The 18914-nt window shown below is 37.3% G+C and carries 17 protein-coding genes; 5 read left to right on the top strand and 12 right to left on the bottom strand.

Going from position 1 to position 18914, the window contains the following annotated elements:
• Window positions 1–12 precede the first annotated feature (12 nt).
• From BHU72_RS12625 to BHU72_RS12615, 3 genes are all read right to left on the bottom strand, one after another.
• Entirely contained in the window at window positions 13–1083 is a 1071-nt protein-coding gene (locus tag BHU72_RS12625; RefSeq protein ID WP_069702992.1) for an HD-GYP domain-containing protein, read from the bottom strand.
• A gap of 127 nt (window positions 1084–1210) precedes the next feature.
• Window positions 1211–2518 (bottom strand): ArsB/NhaD family transporter, encoded by a 1308-nt coding sequence (locus BHU72_RS12620; protein WP_069702991.1) that lies wholly within the window; start codon window positions 2516–2518, stop codon window positions 1211–1213.
• A gap of 87 nt (window positions 2519–2605) precedes the next feature.
• The gene (locus BHU72_RS12615) at window positions 2606–3592 is read right to left on the bottom strand and encodes a sodium:calcium antiporter (protein ID WP_069702990.1); all 987 of its coding nucleotides are present in this window, start codon (window positions 3590–3592) and stop codon (window positions 2606–2608) included.
• Between the two features lie 150 nt (window positions 3593–3742).
• Between BHU72_RS12615 and BHU72_RS12610 the strand changes: the two genes are divergently transcribed.
• The 3 genes from BHU72_RS12610 (at window position 3743) to BHU72_RS12600 (ending at window position 6710) form a co-directional block, all read left to right on the top strand.
• Window positions 3743–4111 carry a TIGR04086 family membrane protein gene (locus BHU72_RS12610; protein WP_069702989.1) on the top strand — a complete coding sequence of 123 codons (369 nt, stop codon included), beginning with the start codon at window positions 3743–3745 and terminating at the stop codon, window positions 4109–4111.
• Window positions 4112–4176: 65 nt separating this feature from the next.
• Window positions 4177–4797 (top strand): MtnX-like HAD-IB family phosphatase, encoded by a 621-nt coding sequence (locus BHU72_RS12605; protein WP_069702988.1) that lies wholly within the window; start codon window positions 4177–4179, stop codon window positions 4795–4797.
• A gap of 212 nt (window positions 4798–5009) precedes the next feature.
• On the top strand, window positions 5010–6710 hold the full coding sequence (locus BHU72_RS12600; protein WP_069702987.1) for an aminotransferase class V-fold PLP-dependent enzyme: 1701 nt from the start codon (window positions 5010–5012) through the stop codon (window positions 6708–6710).
• 138 nt (window positions 6711–6848) lie between these two features.
• Here the strand turns inward: BHU72_RS12600 and yajC are convergent, their stop codons facing one another.
• From yajC to BHU72_RS12560, 8 genes are all read right to left on the bottom strand, one after another.
• Window positions 6849–7109: a preprotein translocase subunit YajC gene (yajC, locus tag BHU72_RS12595; protein ID WP_069702986.1), complete on the bottom strand. Its 261-nt coding sequence runs from the start codon at window positions 7107–7109 to the stop codon at window positions 6849–6851.
• 71 nt (window positions 7110–7180) lie between these two features.
• Window positions 7181–8290 (bottom strand): tRNA guanosine(34) transglycosylase Tgt, encoded by a 1110-nt coding sequence (gene tgt / locus BHU72_RS12590; protein ID WP_069702985.1) that lies wholly within the window; start codon window positions 8288–8290, stop codon window positions 7181–7183.
• Window positions 8290–9327 carry a tRNA preQ1(34) S-adenosylmethionine ribosyltransferase-isomerase QueA gene (gene queA / locus BHU72_RS12585; protein ID WP_069702984.1) on the bottom strand — a complete coding sequence of 346 codons (1038 nt, stop codon included), beginning with the start codon at window positions 9325–9327 and terminating at the stop codon, window positions 8290–8292. Before queA ends, tgt begins: the two co-directional genes overlap by 1 nt.
• A 73-nt stretch (window positions 9328–9400) precedes the next feature.
• A complete protein-coding gene (locus BHU72_RS12580; RefSeq protein ID WP_069702983.1) occupies window positions 9401–11557 on the bottom strand; it encodes a SpoIID/LytB domain-containing protein in 2157 nt (718 codons plus the stop codon).
• A gap of 26 nt (window positions 11558–11583) precedes the next feature.
• Entirely contained in the window at window positions 11584–12744 is a 1161-nt protein-coding gene (locus tag BHU72_RS12575) for a trypsin-like peptidase domain-containing protein (protein WP_069702982.1), read from the bottom strand.
• A gap of 189 nt (window positions 12745–12933) precedes the next feature.
• On the bottom strand, window positions 12934–13455 hold the full coding sequence (locus tag BHU72_RS12570; RefSeq protein WP_069702981.1) for a peroxiredoxin: 522 nt from the start codon (window positions 13453–13455) through the stop codon (window positions 12934–12936).
• A 149-nt stretch (window positions 13456–13604) separates the two neighbouring features.
• On the bottom strand, window positions 13605–14552 hold the full coding sequence (locus tag BHU72_RS12565; RefSeq protein ID WP_069702980.1) for a hypothetical protein: 948 nt from the start codon (window positions 14550–14552) through the stop codon (window positions 13605–13607).
• 27 nt (window positions 14553–14579) lie between these two features.
• Window positions 14580–15044, bottom strand: coding sequence for an N-acetyltransferase (locus tag BHU72_RS12560; RefSeq protein ID WP_083248463.1), 465 nt, complete (start codon window positions 15042–15044; stop codon window positions 14580–14582).
• A gap of 104 nt (window positions 15045–15148) precedes the next feature.
• Here BHU72_RS12560 and BHU72_RS12555 point away from each other — a divergent pair, with 104 nt between their 5' ends.
• Both BHU72_RS12555 and gerQ read left to right on the top strand, forming a co-directional pair.
• The gene (locus BHU72_RS12555) at window positions 15149–15580 is read left to right on the top strand and encodes a cell wall hydrolase (RefSeq protein WP_069702979.1); all 432 of its coding nucleotides are present in this window, start codon (window positions 15149–15151) and stop codon (window positions 15578–15580) included.
• 356 nt (window positions 15581–15936) lie between these two features.
• Window positions 15937–16272, top strand: coding sequence for a spore coat protein GerQ (gerQ, locus tag BHU72_RS16570; RefSeq protein WP_367114483.1), 336 nt, complete (start codon window positions 15937–15939; stop codon window positions 16270–16272).
• A 105-nt stretch (window positions 16273–16377) separates the two neighbouring features.
• Here the strand turns inward: gerQ and BHU72_RS12545 are convergent, their stop codons facing one another.
• Entirely contained in the window at window positions 16378–18906 is a 2529-nt protein-coding gene (locus BHU72_RS12545; protein ID WP_069702978.1) for a putative bifunctional diguanylate cyclase/phosphodiesterase, read from the bottom strand.
• Between the last annotated feature and the right edge of the window lie 8 nt (window positions 18907–18914).

The following is an 18914-nucleotide window of genomic DNA, read 5'->3' as shown; positions in this document are numbered from 1 at the left end:
TATTGCGTTTTACTATAATATTTCTTTTATTTTTATTCGCTTTTCGTAGCGCAAGTCTAAATACTTCGCTTGTTCCCCACGACCAACCCTTACAATCGGACTCGTCGGTTCATCGCGATGAATAAATACGACTTTCCCTGCCTCGCCATTCGTTAGCTGACATATTCTACCCATATATTTCCCCATCATACCGTTAATGAACACCAGCACAATTTCTGGATCGAGTTTGCAAAATGCGTCATTCCATAAATCCTTTAAAGCATCCACATGAGATTTCTTTTTTCCGTAACTTTTGTCTGTTGTCATTGCATGATAAGAGTCTGCTACAGCAATAATTTGTGCGTACGGGTGGATATCCTTTGCCCTTAGTCCCTTAGGATAACCACTTCCATCATTTCGTTCGTGATGCTGAGCAATCGCTTTTAATAAATGCTGATCATGAAAACCGTTAAACTTAATAATATCATGGCTATACACAGGATGACGATGTACCTTGTCCCATTGACTAAAATTTAATGAGTCCTTCTTATTGATAATCTCCAAATCCACTTTTGTCTTTCCTATGTCATGAAGTAACCCTGCAAGTCCAATTGTCTTTACGTCACTTTCACCATATCCTAACCAAGTAGCGAGCAGTGTAGCATAAGTGCCTACTGCCAGTGAATGCTTACATGTATAATCATCGTACACTTGAATTTGTTGAATGATGTCTAATATGTCTCCTGAAGACATAGTCGTTTGCACGAGATTCACTAAATGCTGCTCATGCTCTTTGACAGAAATCGTCTTTCTGTTCCAAAGCACGGATAGTATAGTTTCTATGGCACGATACGCATCGGTAATAATTTGTTTATGAGCGGTATTATAATACACCGTGTCACTATTTTTATTTTCTGTTGAAAAACGAATCTGTATTGCAAATATTCCCATACTCTTTAATTTACGAATAAGATCTTTATTGAGCTCCGTGCCTTGGGCCAATATTAATTTACCATGGTCAGAGAATATATCTTCTCCTAACACATCTCCATCATCACAGAAATCTATAGGTTTGATTGAGTGATCATAGATTTTTTGACTCATATTTGCACCTCCTAGAAAGATCCTTTCTTACATTGTATGGCAAATAAAATCACGATGAAATCAGCATAAGGTTTCATTTTCTACTACCTACTAAAGACATAAAAAAACTTAGGTCTTCACTAAAGACCTAAGTCAAAAACATTAGATATACATAGATTGTTGCCATGACAAGTGATAGTAATGTCAGGGGAGCGCCTAACTTAAGAAATCCAAGATAGGTAATTTCCTTACCATCTTTTAAAGCCATGCCTGCTACAATCACGTTTGCAGAGGCACCAATGAGTGATCCGTTGCCACCTAAACACGCTCCTAAAGCTAACGACCACCATAACGGCTCTAGGTCTGATATCCCCCCTAGACTCCCAATCGTCTGAATCAAAGGTATCATAGTTGCAACAAATGGAATGTTATCTATAATGGCTGAGAAAATTCCAGACATCCAAATGAGTAAAATGGAAGTGAAAACTACGTCACCTTTCGTTAAATCAATGGCATAGAGTGCTAATTGCTTAATTAGTCCTATTTCTACCAAGGCTCCTACTAGGATAAATAGTCCTACAAAGAAAAATATTGTGACCCATTCAATCTTTTGAAACGCATCATGAATTTCTTTTTCACCTAGACCTATACACATGAGTAAGACTGCTCCGGCCATAGCAATCGTAGCTGCCTCTAGTCCTAGACTATGATGAAATACAAAGCCTATAATGGTAAGGAGTAATACGACAACAGATTTTATTAGCAATGGTATGTTTTGTAAATATAATTTTTCATTGATTTTATGTATCTGCATTTTATCTGCCGTAGATATTCTTAACTGTTTTCTATAGATGAAACATATACAAGTGATTACAACTAAATAAATCATTAAGCTAATTGGTCCTAAATTTACTAAAAAAGCATTAAAGTCAAGGTTTGCGGCTGGCCCTATCATAATATTTGGTGGATCACCAATTAATGTAGCTGTTCCACCGATATTAGAAGCAATAATTTCTGTCATTAAAAACGGTATTGGGTCAATTTTCAATACGCGGGTAATTGAAAGTGTAACGGGTACGATTAATAGAACTGTAGTTACATTATCTAATAACGCGGAAAACACTGCTGTCAATGTGGCCAATGATATTAAAATGTACAGCGGTTCGCCATTGACTAGTTTCGCCGCTTTAATTGCAATATATGAGAATAGGCCCGTTTGTTGCGTGATACCAACAATAATCATCATACCCATAAGTAAGCCAATGGTACCCCATTCAATATGTCGAAGTGCATTTTCTTGGTTGATAATACCAAAGATAATCATTAAAACTGCACCTAGTAATGCAGTAATGGCGCGATTCATTTTCTCAGTTATAATCAATGCATACGTTAGTAAAAAGATAATAATAGCGATATGAACTTGGAAATTAGCAAGTTCTTGAAATACATCGAACATCTATGAAGTTCCCCCCTGTCCCCTTATCGCTATCAATATATTGAACACTGACAAAAAATAGTCCAAAAATAACGACTCTTTTAATTATTAATATTGTAAAACTACGACAATAAAAATTAGGTATAATAGACCATTCAGCATAAGCATTTTAGGAGTAATTTCTTTTTTTATGGAGATTTGAGCCAATAATATAAAACCTGCAAATAAAGTTAATAGCCCTGTTAGTAGTGCCAATCCTTCTAGTTTCCAAGGACTTAGTGTTATACCTATCGCTGGGATAATCGAGCTTTGGAAAACCATTGCGCCTGTAATATTCCCTAGAGCTAGGGTGTCTTTCTTTTGACGAATCCAAATTACGCTATTAAATTTCTCTGGTAATTCGGTTGCAATCGGAATAATCAATGTAGCTAACACGAAATACGAAATCCCGAGTAATAGAGCACCATTTTCTATAGCATCGACAAACAAATGTCCACCTACAATAATGATTCCAAGTGCACCGAGTACTTGACTCAACACAATCCATGTCGGAGGATTCTTCATTTTTCTCGCAAATGTCAATGGAGGAATATCTGACCCATCTAACGGTGATTCACAGCGAATAGTTTGGAACACATAATAGATATATACAGTAACTAATCCTATCGCAATGATATATTTAGCTAGCTGCGAAGGGATTACCCCGGCCAACATCGCAAAAACATAAACTATGACAAAGAAACGCAAATCTCTTCGAATAATGAGTGAATTGAGCTGAAATTTATTAGTTTTTCGCCTTTTAGAAAAAATAACTACAGATACACCAGCCACAAACATAGCAATTGTGCTGAGCATTAGTGGCGCTCCTAAAATAGCCCCAGTTCCAATCTCTAACGCAGCATCTCCTTTATTAGAAACTAACGCAATGACAGGGATTATCGCTTCGGGCATCGCCGTCCCAACAGCCGCTAACACACTACCAACGGCGCCTTCTGAAAGATTCAGCTTCTTCCCAAGCCACTCTACACCATTTGTGAATAATTCAGCACCTAACAAGATGAAAAACAATGCAACAGCAAATTCCACAAAAATCATTTCGCCTCGTCCCCCTTCACTAAAAACATATGAAAGAAAAACGATAAAAAAACCAATACAAAGATTTTTTATAAAAATAAAAAAAACTCATAGTTTATTGATGTCCAACATAGTTTTTAAAAAAGAATTTGTTTTTTGGGAGGCGTTATAATGTCTATGAAACATCCTATTTCACTGGGCTTTATGTGGACATTTTTAGTATCTTTAAGTCTATTATTCATTTTAATCTTAGTAGTAAATTTCACCGGTATTCCAGAAACTGCAATTCAAAGCGTTACCTATGCCATTCATATTCTCGGGGTGATTGTTGGCTCTATGAAAGCTGGTTTTAGTGCTGGGAAAAAGGGGTGGTACTACGGAGGCTTAACTGCTCTAAGTTACATATTATTCATTTTCGTCACGGGCAGCCTTCTATTCTCTGATGTTACATTTAACGTAACTGCTCTCACGCAATCGATCATTACATTACTGATAGGTGTGATTGGAGGAATTATTGGAGTTAATTTTAGTGATAGTTAGGAGCCTATTCTCGTGTTATACTATGGATAAATAACGTATTTCCATCCAACAAATAGGTGACAAACATGATATATCTCGTTGATTTTGATAAAACAATTAGTAAGCAGTGTAGTTGCGCTACGATGATTGATCATTTCGCAACGGCGGATACTACAATTTTAGAACAAGAATGGGAATCTGGTCGTCTCTCTACTCCTCAGATGACGGATAAGATGCTATCCATCTTAGATATGACGGAAGAAACGCTATTACAAGTCATCAAAGGAATTGAAATCGATCCTTACTTCCCTGCATTTTTCAACCACTGCATAAGGCATCAAAAAAGAATAGCGATCGTAAGTGATGGCTATTCTTTACTGATTCATTCAATTCTCAAACAGTATATGATAGAAGATATTCAAGTCTATGCTAACGAATTGTATTTTGACAACGGTATTTGGAAAGCATCATTTCCCTACCATTCAATGAGTACGCCAAATCTTGGCGTTAGTAAACGAGATATTATTAAGAAGTATCAGAAATTAGACCATGTGACATTCATAGGAGATGGATATACCGACTATCAAGCTGCCGAAACTGCTGACCGTGTCTTTGCTAAAGATAAGCTGGCAATCCATTGTCAAAAAAACGGGATATCCTATCTCCCGTTTCAGAATTTTCAAGATATTATCGCAACTGATTTTTAAAAGCCACCATTTGGGGTGGTTTTTTTAGTACATCAGAATTTATAAATTTTATCTGATGTACATAAGTGCAACTAAGGCATTCTCATCGCCTGAGGTTTGGCGAATGCCAAGTTTTCTTTATTGGTACACCTGTTTGAGAATCATCATATATTAGCTATAGCAATAAGTAATAGGCTTTTATATTAGATGAAATGAGATAGAAGGTGTTAAATGTGGATATAGATTTTTTCCGCTATGAGACTTTAGGTTATGGAAGCTTTATGATAGGACCTTTTGGCAAACGTTTGATAACCTACGCCGATTATACTGCGTCGGGTAAATGCTTACGTTTTCTAGAAAATTACTATTGGAATATCAGTGAAAGTTATGCGAATACCCATACTGAGGATGACTATACAGGTAAGTACACGACGGAATTGTATAACGACGCCATCAATAAAATTAGAAAACTGGTACGAGCAGGTACGAACTACAGTATCATTGCTACGGGTACAGGAGCGACTGGCGCTATAGATAAACTCTCGAAAATTTTAGGTATCTACAAAACTCCCGAATACTGGAGACGCCGTAGCGACTTTTTCGAAAAACCTAATTTGAGTGCCAAAGAAAAGGCAATTGTCCAAGCGTTTGATAAGAAATTCGATGCAAATAGACCCGTTGTATTTATTAGTGCATACGAGCATCACTCGAATGAGCTTCAATGGCGCGAAGGTCATGCTGAAGTTGTAAAAATTGGCCTTGATACCAATGGTCTCTTTGATCTCAACGCTTTAAAAAAGCACGTAAGTAATCCACTATATAAACACCGAATGAAGATTGGCTCTTTTTCTGCTGCTTCCAATGTTACGGGTATTAAGTCTCCGATGTATGAGATTGCTAGAATCATGCATCAATATGGTGGATATGTATTCTTTGACTTTGCTGCTAGCGGACCTTACGTCGAGATTCACATGACCAAAGACAACAACTGCTATTTCGATGGTATCTACTTATCAATGCATAAATTCCTTGGCGGTCCAAACTCAAGCGGAATATTGATCATAAATAACGCAATTTATAATAATCAGAATTCCCCAACTACTGCTGGTGGTGGCACGGTTCGGTTCGTGACAAATTATGATCAGGAATACTTAGATGACTTAGAACGGCGGGAAACGGCAGGCACACCTGGAATTATGCAGGGAATCCGTGCAGCAATGGCACTAGAATTGAAACATCAAATCGGTGAGGGAAAAATAGAAGACATTGAGTCTGTATATATAAAAAAAGCATTTGCTGAATTAAGCAAGTTTGATAATATTGTAATTCTCGGAAATCAAAACCCGATAAACAGAATTGCGATTATGTCTTTTCTCATTCGATATAAGAACGGATTTTTGCACCACGGTTTTGTATCCAAATTGTTGAGTGACTTGTTCGGAATCCAATCACGCGCTGGTTGTGATTGCGCTGGTCCGTATGGCGCTAAGCTGCTTAATCTTAGTTATAAGAAACTAGAAAGGATTAGAGAGGCGATTCATTTAGGTCATGGAGCTATGAAGCCTGGTTGGACTAGGGTCAATTTCCACTATACTCTCGATCAAGCGACATTTGATTATATGATTGCGGCAATTCAGTTCGTGGCGGTGTATGGTCACCAATTCTTACAAGAATATCTTCTCAACCCGACAACAGGCTGTTGGACACATAGAAACGAAACAACAAGGAAACCTGTAACCTTAAGTTTTTTGGATGCGATTCGCCTTAAGCGTGGAAGCCTCAAAACGAAGAGGAAGAACTATGCAAGACAATATAGAAAGTATCTCTTACAAGCCCAGAAAATTAAGAACAAGTTACCGTATACAGAAGACCAGGTCACATTATTTGGTCAACAATTATTCCCTGATATTGCGTGGTTCTACTATTATAAATAGAATAGTATTTAAATGAGCAAGTAGAAATTATATAGTTGACGTGATCTCTGTATATAGCTCAATTATATTTCTGATGTGCCAATTAAATTAAAAAACGGAAAAGTTTATATCACTTTTCCGTTTTTATATGTGCAATTATTATTCTTCGTTTTTCACGTAAGAAACAGCAGAACGTTCAAATGTAAGTTTCGTTTCCCCTGCTTTTACTACCATAGAATCATCATTTAGTTCTGCAATTACTCCATGTAAACCGCCAAGTGTAACAACTTTATCGCCTTTTTTAAGGTTGTCTAACATTACGTTACGCTCTTTTTGACGTTTTTGTTGAGGACGGATTAACAAAAAGTAGAATATTGCAAACATAATAATAAGAGGTAAAAATCCAACGATTTGATCCATATATGTATGCCTCCTTTCACAATATTTATATTATATAGTTTTTGTCCTATTCTATCAACATAATTAGAAGATTAACTTCTCATGGCATAGAATTCTTTTTGGAAGTCTGCTAAACGATCTTCTGCAATCGCTTGACGGATTTGTTTCATGAGATTAATTAAGTAGTACAGATTATGATAAGTTGTAAGTCGGAATCCAAAAATTTCGTTACATTTAATTAAATGTCGAATATAAGCACGAGAATAATTTTGGCAAACCTTACACTGGCAGTTCTCATCTACTGTACGGAAATCCCTAGCATATTCAGCATTGCGAATGACAAGCTTGCCTTTACTCGTCATCATCGTACCGTTTCTTGCGATTCTCGTAGGTAGAACACAATCGAACATATCAATCCCACGCATTACACCTTCCACTAAGTTCTCAGGAGCCCCAACACCCATTAAATATCGTGGCTTGTTTTGCGGTAGAATTGGTACTGTATGTTCGAGCATTTCATACATCAAATCAGCCGATTCCCCTACACTTAATCCACCTATTGCATATCCTGGAAAGTTAAGGTCTAATAATTGCTGGGCACTTTCTATGCGCAAATCTTTATACATACCACCTTGAACAATGCCAAACAGAGCTTGTCTGTCAGGGTTAGCATGTGCCTCTAAACAACGTTTCGCCCAACGCGTCGTCCTCTCTAAGGAATCCTTAACATATTGATACTCAGCAGGGAACGGAGGGCATTCATCAAAGGCCATAATAATATCCGCGCCTAATGCATTCTGAATTTCTGTTGCCTTCTCAGGGCTTAGGAATAGTTTCTCACCATTCAAATGAGAACGGAACTCTACGCCTTCCTCGCGAATCTTCCTTAAATTACTTAAACTAAATACTTGGAATCCACCGCTATCTGTAAGAATTGCTTGGTCCCAGTTCATAAATTTATGGAGTCCACCAGCTTCTTTGACAATTTCATGACCCGGTCTAAGAAACAGATGATATGTATTACTTAATATAATACCTGATCCAATTTCTTTTAACTCTTCTGGGCTCATAGCTTTTACAGTAGCTAATGTTCCAACTGGCATAAACATCGGTGTATCAAAACTTCCATGTGGAGTGTGAATTTTCCCTAGTCTAGCACCTGTTTGTTTACAAGTTTTGATTAATTCATAAGTAACAGCCATTATTCGGCTCCTTTCAATAGTAGCATCGCGTCCCCAAAGCTAAAGAAACGATACTGTTCATTTATTGCATGATTGTACGCCTTCAGTATCAACTCTCTATTCGCAAAGGCAGAGACTAACATGATTAATGTGGATTTCGGTAGGTGAAAATTCGTTAATAATCCATCGACCACAGTAAACCGGTATCCTGGATAGATAAAGATACTAGTCCAGCCTGATTCTTCTTGGATAGGATATCCTTTTTGACCTACTGTTTCAAGTACCCTTGTACTTGTAGTACCTACGGATATAACGCGTCCACCTTGCTCCTTAGTAGCGTTTATAATATCTGCCGTTTCTTGAGTGATTTCATAATATTCTGAGTGCATATCGTGATCTAATATATTCTCCACCTGAACGGGACGAAATGTTCCTAACCCAACATGTAGCGTCACATATGCAATTCTAATTCCCTTAGCTTGTAATTCTTGTATGATTTCCTTGGTAAAATGTAGTCCTGCTGTCGGAGCTGCAACAGATCCGGGATTTTTAGAGTACACCGTCTGATAGCGTTCCTTATCTTGTAGAGTCTCCGTGATGTATGGTGGCAATGGCATATTTCCTAATTCATCCAAAATTTCTTGAAAAATCCCTTTAAAGTAAAACTTAACAATTCTCCCGCCTGCGGGGGTTATCTCCAAGACTTCTGCCTTAAGCTTCCCTTGACCAAATTCAAAGGTAGCACCTACTTTAGCCTTTCTTCCTGGCTTTACAAGGATTTCCCAACAATCCTCACCCGTTGGCTTTAATAATAAGAATTCTATCTTACCACCCGATCCCGTCTTTTCTCCCAATAGACGAGCAGGAATAACCCTGGTATCATTCAATACCAGGGTATCTCCCTCCTGTAAAAACTCTCGGATATCGCTAAACGTTCGATCATATATTTCTTGTTTAAGTGTGTCAATTACCATTAATCGTGAGCTTTCTCGGTCTTTTAGTGGAGATTGGGCAATTAACTCTTCTGGTAAATCAAAATCAAAATCTTGAACTTTCATCTTTATCTCCGTTCCTCATGCTTTGGTCATCCAATCTTTCTTAGCATTCAATCTATTGATTATTAACAATTTTTTACTCAATTGGACTCAAGTATACATCCCTAGAATAATAATGATGCAAAATATCTTGATACGTATACAGTGGCTGTCCTTGAGAGTTTTTGGCCATTGCCATTCCATAGGCACCCCATTGGGATAAACCAAACCCGTGACCAAAACCAAATCCATTAAATACATAGTCTTGTCGCTTGGTTGCGACCCGAATCTTCTTTTCTTTATTCAGTATAAGAAAATCATTGGAATTATTATTCACTAATTTCGGTTGTACTGTTGCATTGATGGATGATTGATCAATCGCATATAAAACCGCTGGAGTATCGGATTGCGGGTAGGACATTTTCTGTCCATTAGCACCTAAAATAGAATATGATCCTCGAGCATCAATCTCAAATCTAGTACTTCGCAAACTACCATTTTGATCTCTAAACAAAGAACGGTGGGCGTCTGGACTGGAAACACTCACAACGTTCCCATTCGCACGGACTTGCATAACTCGGCCAGATGGGCCACGTTGTGATACGACTAAAGATGTCACTGGATTTTGAATCATTGGATTGGTCGATCTTTGATTTGCATTAATCATATCTCGCATTTGAATAGGAGTATAGGGTCCCTTACTCCACTGATATGCGTTATTTTCATAGACTTCATCAAATATAACAACTTTTTCTCCAGTATTCACCCGTGTAAGAGATTCGTGATATATATCAGCATTGGCTCTTACATTCACATTCATCCCATTAATAGTAGCACGTCGGAACCCGGCTTGATTGACTTCACCCGTCGGATTTACATAGTTCGCATGAATGTAGCCAGTCATACCATTGGAAAGCATCACTCGATACCACTTAGAAATCCTATCTAATACTACCGAATCAAATGAACTATCCACAGGATTTAAATATGCTATATTATTACCCCAAACTTCAACCCCTTGTGCTGACATTCCACCTGCATTGGATGAATAGAAAGTTTGGGCTAATGCACCAGTCGCCGTACGTAATACTTGTCCACGTGTTTGATCAACTGCTAGATTCGTATCTGTCGCTTCAATAGAGAAGCCCCAGTAGGCTTGATCCTTAACATCATCAACTACATGAGCAATGACATACCCATTTCTCCCCATCGCAAAGGTTCGTGCTATAACTGCTTGTGTTTTGAGAGCCTCCATCGGCCAACCAGTAGCCATTTCTCTAGGTACAACCCCATATAGATATTGATCCATTGGCAATTCATTGATTACTGCTAATTGCTGATTATGCGCAGTTAACTCTATTAAACCTCTATATTGGCGGTTAAATCTCTCATTGACTTTAATAGTAGGAACATTGCCATTTAGGAGTGGACGAGTAATAATTTTACTAGTATTCACTGGAATAATGCCCACTTTGCTAGACTTCCCAGCAATATTGGCTTGTTTCTGTAATAAATATCCTTCAGTGGATTGTGCATTTATAAATTCTTGTCCAACAAACGCTAATTTCAGTTTAGTTAACAGTACTTCCCTTGCTGCCGCTGATTCTTCATTGCCAATCCAGACACGGTAGACAAAATTTCCATTTTGTCTACTTGTCACTAAGTATGCTTCAAAACCTTTAACCCTAAGATTAGAAATCATAGATTGAGCGGTTTGGATATCATTGTACGCACCTGATTGTAAACGAAAGGCCCCTCGTATCGTGGAAACATAGGATAATTCTGTCTGAATTTTATTTCTCATCGTTTGTGCGTCAGCAATAGAAGCATACGCCCCAAGAATCACTTGGTACTTACTTTCCCCTAATACACTTTCTTCAATAATTACTGGTTTATAGTTCCCAGCTACCAACGCAGAATGAACCGTTTGCGCTCGTTTAAGATCTGTAGTTTCCTCAAACAACAGATAGAAGTTATCTAAATGAAACAACATCTCTTCATTGGCAGCTAGCGTCATAATCGGAGTCGACTGTTGAGGTTGAGTTATTTCCATTCCGTTCTGTGACGAAAGCGTTACATAAGACACTACTTCATTGTGGCCACCTTGCAGCATTAATAAGCCCACGCGAATCAATCGCTCAGATATCCTTTCATTTGCCTCAGCAGTTTGTATGAAAAAAGGTGTAACTATAAAGCTTGTCATTACAACGAAGCAAAGTATCACAATTGATAACTTTTTATAGGTTAATATCATATGAATCTCCTTTGTGTCGAAAATAGTCAGTTATTGTCTATATTCGACATGTAAGAAGAAATCTCCTGCTCGTTTAAATAGTCAATCGGCACTGCTAATCCATAGATTACCTCTTTACCGTTTGCTTGTTTATCCCGAATATGGGCAAAAATCACTCCAACAACTTGACCATCATGGTTGATTACAGGGCTTCCGCTCGTACCTTTTACAATAGGGCTATTAAATACTAGAATCGGTTTCTCCCAGTTATCTATTTTGGAAATACCTAGAAACGTCCCTTCCATCACGATTTGGAAAAATCCTAGTGGATTACCAATAATAATCACCTTATCGTGAATCTTCAAATTGCTCGATAATGCCAATGTCAATGCTGGTAAGTCTTTACCTTCAATATCGAGTATAGCTATATCAATATCAGAGAACGTTTGTCTAATGGAGCCATCATAAATTTTACCTGTATCAAAACCAACATACGCTGACTTCGCACCATCAACGACGTGTGCATTGGTGATAATCACACCACTCGAATGAATGTTGAAACCAGTGCCTTTACCTGTTGATGTATTCACTGTCACAATTGACTTTTTCCATAACTGAATCATCGGGTCTTTCCCTAATTCTCTAGACGTACTTAATAAATCTAATGAAGGTATGGCAAAGATACGAAACCATGGCCCAACCACACTAAACAATAATACGAACGACAATACTACAGCAATCGTTCGAATCAAAAATCTTTTTCTGTTCTCTTTTAGCCAATCATTACTTTCCTCATGAGAATCTTGACTTTCCTCTTGCAAAAGCCAATCCCCTGTGTCAATGCGATGCATCTCCGTTGTCACTGGCAGGTTATACAAGTAAACATAGCCTTCTTGAATTCCCTGTTTTGTGTAAATATCTTTCTTCACTCTCATATATTCATTATATTGAGAATCCCCATGATAATCTTCCAGTTCATCTAATACCTGTAGCTCTGAATCAGATACTTGATATAGCTCACCATAAACAAAATTCTCAAAATCATCATATACAGCTGGATATCCCAAAGTTGTGTTATACATAATTCCATGCGCCCAGGCATCTGCGTCAATTAACATAGCATCTTTCAATAGACTGTGATTTTCTTGACCAGCTCTTAATGTCCCGTAAACAAACACTAAGTGTTGATTTTCTCTTTGTGCATTCAATCCTCTCACCACCATTCAAATCATCAACTATAATTATACACTACTTTAAATCTACAGTCCTATTAGTGTTATAATGATACTTCGTATAAAATTGAGCATCTCGGTAAGCTGTTAAGATAGAATAGAAAAAGCCTATCCTATTGGATAAGCTTTTTCTAAACTGTTTTTATTAACGTTTATATGTGTAAATTATAGAGTAGCTTGGCCTGGTTTCCAGTTAATCGGGCAAAGTCCACCACTTTGGAATGCTTCAAGCACACGGATAGTTTCATCAACAGAACGTCCCACATTGTTATCTTGAACTACACCGTATTTTAATACTCCATCTGGATCGATAATGAATAACCCACGTAAAGTAATACCTTCTTCTTCAATTAACACACCATAATCACTTGATACTGCATGTGTTAAGTCTTGAGCTAATGGAAACTTTAAAGCTCCTAGTCCATTTTCAATCCAAGCCTTGTGGCTGAACTTAGAGTCAGTTGAAGCACCAATCACTTCGCAATTTAATTCTTGGAATTTCTCATAATAATCATTAAACCCACGAATTTCTGTTGGGCAAACAAAAGTGAAATCTAACGGATAAAAGAATAATACAACCCATTTTCCTTTTAATTCGTCAAGTGATACCTTACCGAACTCGCCGTTTGCCATAACTGCTTCCATCGTGAATTTTGGTGCCGCTTTTCCAATTAATCTCTCTGCCATACTATAATTTCCTCCTCATAATTAAATGTTATTTAGAATCATTGTAAACTAACAAAATATTATCATAAGTATACCAATACAGTCAACATTTAATATGTTTTATTTACACTAAAACAATACATGGATTATTTCTTTATGTGCTATGACTACTATTTAGTGAAAATCCGTCGTTCTACTTTAATATTATCCGGGTACTGAATCACTAGATACAATTGATTTAACTGATCTTGTGGAATCGATTGATTGAATTGAAAGTTTCTTGGATGATAGCCATTTTCGCTTTGATTTACTACCTTTTTCCCAGAGGATGTATAGTTGTCTTGCAACTCAAACTCCCACCGTTCTAACAATTGAAATTCTTCATCTCTATTTTCCACCCAAGCCTCTACTAGATTATATTGAGTGTTTTGCTTGCCCTCTTCAAAAAGAGAAAAGTGAAAGTTATCCTTACCTATATGGCCGTGAACACTTAAGCTCTTAAATAATTGATGTTGAATTTCCCCGTGATCTATATAACGAACATCTGTAAATTGAGCATTTCCTGCATGTGTTAAAGAAATATAGTATTTAATACTTTGATTAGGGTGCCCTCCTTTCATGTCGTCCATAATCGTAATGGCTTCTTCTTGAAAGTAAGAATCCCGCTGATTCGGACCATATGTTTCTCGACGAATGGAAGAATGAATAAAAGGCTCCAAAGTATTTTCAAATTCAAAGGTGGTAGAAAAGTACCCTTTGGATACTTCTGTCACTTTAGATTCTATATATGTATCTTGATTACTCGGTTGATAATAGAATTGCACACTTGCTCCATCTTGGTATTCTTTGAGTTGCCATGACACCTTTACAGTACTTCTTTCCCTTGTGACCTTTAAAAATTCCACTTCATCCTTTCCCCACCATTGTGCATCTTCCCGTATTCCTTGAACGATTTGTCGAACATTTGATGTTTCGCTATACACAGTAGAATTGATGGAATGAATTTCATTTCGGAGATTGTTTACTTGATTTTCTAGTATTGCAATATTTGACCATGAGAACCATTGGAATAATAAAGATAATATTAATAAACCTATGATTATTTTGTCTTTATTCATTGTAATCTCCAATCTATTATATTTTGTCTACACATTCTTCATTGATTGCATCATTGTGATTAAGACTTCTCCGGTCTCCTCTTGTATTTCCTCCTTAATATCATTAAATCCACACTTCTTGTAAAATTCTCGAGCTTTCATATTTTTACGATAAACATCAACTGAAAGCTCACCTTTTAATTGATTCACATGAGAAATAAGATTCATTCCAATCCCTCTCCCTTGAAACTCTGGCGAAACAAATAGTCCACCTATAAAATTTCCTAGCAAAGAGATAAAACCTAAACACTGATCCTCTTCATTCACTATAAGCCATGTTTCGGCTTGTGGTAGATATACATCTTGTACTGTCGCTTTATGCTTTTGCCAGAACTCCTCCGAGATAAAGCTTTGTCCTTTGGTCGTACTTCTATACCAAACATCAATGATATCCTTTGTATATTTTTGTTCAAACTTCTTAATTTTCATTGGATTATCCTTTCTAATGTACATAGATAACTCTATTCGCCCATTTTAAATATTTTTTCTAGATAAACGCACAATTTTACCAAATTCTTTATATTTTATAGTGTAGTAAACTCGAAAGAGGTGAAAAAATGGCGGTCATTAAAGCAACGGAAGACGATGTACAAATGCTTGCTAGACTTCTGCGCGCCGAAGCAGAAGGTGAAGGAGAGCTAGGTATGCTTATGGCTGGAAATGTTATGGTAAATCGCGTAAGATCAGACTGCTTAGATTTTGTGCATGTAAGGACAGTTCCCCAGATGGCTTTTCAATCACCAGGTGGCTTTGAAGCTGTACAGAAGGGTTACTTTTATCAACGTGCAAGAGAAAATGAAATTCGCTTAGCGCGTAAGTTAATAAAAGGAGAAAGACACCACCCCGCAGAATTTGCTTTATGGTTCTTCCGACCAACTGGTGCTTGCCCAGAGCAATGGTGGGGTCAATGGAATTCTGGGCGCTATAAGCTACATTGTTTCTATACACCACTTGCTGGAGAGTGTCCACAAGTCTATACAACTTTCTAACGTGCGAAAGCACAAAATCCAATATATCACATAAATAGGAGTGTTAAAAAATGTTTGTTCCACAATATATCCCTTACATGGCCTCAAAAGAGGCTAGTGTTAACCAAAAGGACAATAATCAGTTTGTAGCGGAGACTAAAAACTGTATGCCAGTACAAATTCCAAGACAATATCCAATGATGCCATCTCCATTTCCTCAAATGCCAATGCCATTACCAGGTCGCCCACAAATCCCTGCTGATATGCCTTTTTCACCTGGTATACCTACTATGCCAGGAATGCCAGGAACGCCAGGTATGCCTTCAATGCCAGGTATGCCACCGATTGGGCAACCTCAAATGCCTATCGTCCCTGGAATGCCGTCCATGCCGATTGGAATGCCAGCTCCTTCTTTACCACAGGTACCAGCTCCTGGCCAATTACCTTTAGAAATGTCTTATATCGAGAATATTCTACGACTAAACCGTGGTAAACTCGCTAGGGTGCATATGACTTTTGAAGGAAGACGCGAGAACAATGTTAGGGTATTTGAAGGTATTATCGAAGCTGCTGGTCGAGACCATATTATCATCAGTGAACCAGAAACCGGAAGACGTTATTTACTGCTTATGGTATACCTAGATTACGTTGAGTTTGATGAAGAAATCGCATATGATTATCCATTCAATGGAATGCCAGCACCAATAAGATAATATTAATACCCACAAAAACATCCCTCAAGAAAAGAAGGAGGCTAAGATTAAATTAGCCTCCTTCTTTTCTTCACATAGACGTTTCTTTTCTGTAGTTCGTTTCAATTATCTGACTTTATCTAGATGTAAGTTAGGAGATGGACGGCCAATATGATATCCCTGTGCATATGTTATGCCTATCTCTTTAATATATTGATATGTTTCCTCGTCTTCGACAAACTCCCCGATTGTTACAATTCCCAACTCACGTGCTAATGTAACGATACTTAATACGATTGCGCGATCTGTTTCATCGTCGGTTGTTAAACTGCGAATAAATTCTCCTTCAATCTTAATATAGTCAATTGGTAAACGCTTGATATATTGGTATGATGAGAAACCAGACCCAAAATCGTCAATAGCAAATTTAAATCCTTCCCGTTTCAATTCAAGGACAAACTTACTTAAAACAGTTAAGTTCTTTACAGTGTCTCGCTCCGTAATTTCAAAGACAATCTGTGAATGAGGTATTTTATATTGCTTCACTAGTTTTCTTACGTTTTTCAAGAAGTCACTTACAATTAGTGCTTTCGGAGAAAGATTTAAGAATAGTAAACCCGTATAGTTTTCCGCGTTAGCCTTGTGTAATGCCTTCTCTATCAACATATAGTCCAGCTTACTAATGATTCCCATGCTCTCAGCAATTTCAACAAAATCGCTTGCAACCATAATTTGCTCCGGCAAATCAATCCGCATCAACACTTCATTCGCTAATATTTGCCCATCACTTGTTCGTTTAATCGGTTGGAAGAATGGTATGACTCGATTCTCTTCTAAGGCTTTAAGGATTAATGTATTCTTATCTTCAATCGTTTTGAATATTTCTATGACATCATCCGATGAAGGTAGACCAATTTGATCTTTACCTCTACCCTTTGCTTTATACATCATATTATCAGCGATTAGGAATAGGTTCTTCGAATCTTCGGCATGGTCCGGATACACTGCTGCACCAATAGAAGCGGAAACTCTTACCGTTGCACCATTCGGTGCCTCTAGTGTAAATTTCTTTAATTCGTCCATAATTCTTGTTCCTACAAAATGCACTTGCTCCACATCGGCAAAAGGTAGTACGATTGCATACTCATCTCCACCATAACGGGCTAAAATATCACCTTCTCGCAAGCTACCTTTTATTACTTGAGCTACTTGTTGTAGGAATTTATCTCCAAACAGGTGACCGTGCAAATCATTGATAAGCTTGAAGTCGTCTAAGTCAATGACAATGACTCCAAATTTATAACCATGTCTATTGGCCCTAAGCACTTCATAGTTCAACATCTCCCAGTAGACACGTTGCGTATATAAATTCGTTAATGGATCTCGTGTCGCAAAATATTCTAGCTCTTTCGTATATTTATATACGGCTTTCACTGAACCAATCACGTTTAATAGTGTAGTGAGAATACTCTCTACTACCAACGAACGAGTTGCATCCGAAGACAGATTAGAATTCACGCCAATACCAACGATTCCACCGATTCGAGGTGTTTCTAGGAACAAAGATTTCGTTTGGAAGTTGATATTATCATCGTCTAAATCATCAAAACCACTCGTAGGATCCGCAACGTTGTGATAGATTTCTAGGGCAAACATCTCCACATCCTTATGTGCATTCGTTTGTCCAATTTTCTCTTTAATCATCTGTTCAAAAGATGCTTTTGTTTCTTCATTTGGTTCTAAAAGCCAGAAAACTTCTAAGACGTAATCTTCATCTTCAACCTTAAATAATGAGAAGATGAGATGCACATCCATAATCTTGTTAATTTCAATCAGAAGAACATTGACATGCTCCTTCCAATCCTTAACTACTTCAGATGTGATAATAAATTTTTCCAGTAACTTCACTTCAAATTCTAGAATGTCTTTATCGACACTAATACTTCGAATCCTTTTTGAAAGCGCTTTCAATTCATCATAAATGACATTAATTTCTGAAAACGTTAAGTCTATATTTGTATCTTCAAAAAGTTGTAAATCATCAGTCTTATTCACATTTTCAATTTTATTATGTAATACACTGATTGATTTTTCTAAGCGACCTACTAGAAAGCGCGATAGTATATATGCCCCTAACACAGGTAGAGGGAATAAGAATAGCAAATATAACAACGTATCTTGCTTTGCTTCATCAATAATCGGTTGTATATCTTCCGATAGTTGTAGAACACCTAATACATCCCCTACTTGATTATCGATGTGACAAACTAAGCAGTCCTGTTCAATTGTTTTCGGATAATAGTAGGTAATGATATTATTCTCTAGTTTCTGTTTTGGAATTCCATCAGCGAAAACATCTTTTACTTTCCCGTTAAACTGCATATCCCTACTATAGAAATCAACGGTGATATGATTCGCTTTATAAGACTCTTCATTGGCCTCTAAAAACGATGTGATTTGTTCTTTATCCCATCCTTTTTTCATAAGAACATACAAAGAGTTAAACGTGATCTCAGCTGTTTTCTCAGCTCGTTCAATTGTTTGTTTCTTAACATAAGCTCCATATCCAAATGATACCCCAGTAAAGACAAGGAGGGACATTATAACTGTTCCTATGATAGCACCATATAAAAGAAAACCTTTTAGACTTCTCATTTGACTCC

This window comes from Desulfuribacillus stibiiarsenatis (assembly GCF_001742305.1).
Lineage (GTDB): Bacteria > Bacillota > Bacilli > Desulfuribacillales > Desulfuribacillaceae > Desulfuribacillus_A > Desulfuribacillus_A stibiiarsenatis.
This window is presented reverse-complemented; position numbering and strand designations above follow the sequence as displayed.

Bases quoted from the DNA above. Each gene is read 5' to 3' on its own strand.
- BHU72_RS12625 (WP_069702992.1), bottom strand. From the start codon at position 1,083: ATGAGTCAAAAAATCTATGATCACTCAATCAAACCTATAGATTTCTGT.
- BHU72_RS12620 (WP_069702991.1), bottom strand. From the start codon at position 2,518: ATGTTCGATGTATTTCAAGAACTTGCTAATTTCCAAGTTCATATCGCT.
- BHU72_RS12615 (WP_069702990.1), bottom strand. From the start codon at position 3,592: ATGATTTTTGTGGAATTTGCTGTTGCATTGTTTTTCATCTTGTTAGGT.
- BHU72_RS12610 (WP_069702989.1), top strand. From the start codon at position 3,743: ATGTCTATGAAACATCCTATTTCACTGGGCTTTATGTGGACATTTTTA.
- BHU72_RS12605 (WP_069702988.1), top strand. From the start codon at position 4,177: ATGATATATCTCGTTGATTTTGATAAAACAATTAGTAAGCAGTGTAGT.
- yajC (WP_069702986.1), bottom strand. From the start codon at position 7,109: ATGGATCAAATCGTTGGATTTTTACCTCTTATTATTATGTTTGCAATA.
- tgt (WP_069702985.1), bottom strand. From the start codon at position 8,290: ATGGCTGTTACTTATGAATTAATCAAAACTTGTAAACAAACAGGTGCT.
- queA (WP_069702984.1), bottom strand. From the start codon at position 9,327: ATGAAAGTTCAAGATTTTGATTTTGATTTACCAGAAGAGTTAATTGCC.
- BHU72_RS12580 (WP_069702983.1), bottom strand. From the start codon at position 11,557: ATGATATTAACCTATAAAAAGTTATCAATTGTGATACTTTGCTTCGTT.
- BHU72_RS12570 (WP_069702981.1), bottom strand. From the start codon at position 13,455: ATGGCAGAGAGATTAATTGGAAAAGCGGCACCAAAATTCACGATGGAA.
- BHU72_RS12565 (WP_069702980.1), bottom strand. From the start codon at position 14,552: ATGAATAAAGACAAAATAATCATAGGTTTATTAATATTATCTTTATTA.
- BHU72_RS12560 (WP_083248463.1), bottom strand. From the start codon at position 15,044: ATGTACATTAGAAAGGATAATCCAATGAAAATTAAGAAGTTTGAACAA.
- BHU72_RS12555 (WP_069702979.1), top strand. From the start codon at position 15,149: ATGGCGGTCATTAAAGCAACGGAAGACGATGTACAAATGCTTGCTAGA.
- gerQ (WP_367114483.1), top strand. From the start codon at position 15,937: ATGCCGTCCATGCCGATTGGAATGCCAGCTCCTTCTTTACCACAGGTA.
- BHU72_RS12545 (WP_069702978.1), bottom strand. From the start codon at position 18,906: ATGAGAAGTCTAAAAGGTTTTCTTTTATATGGTGCTATCATAGGAACA.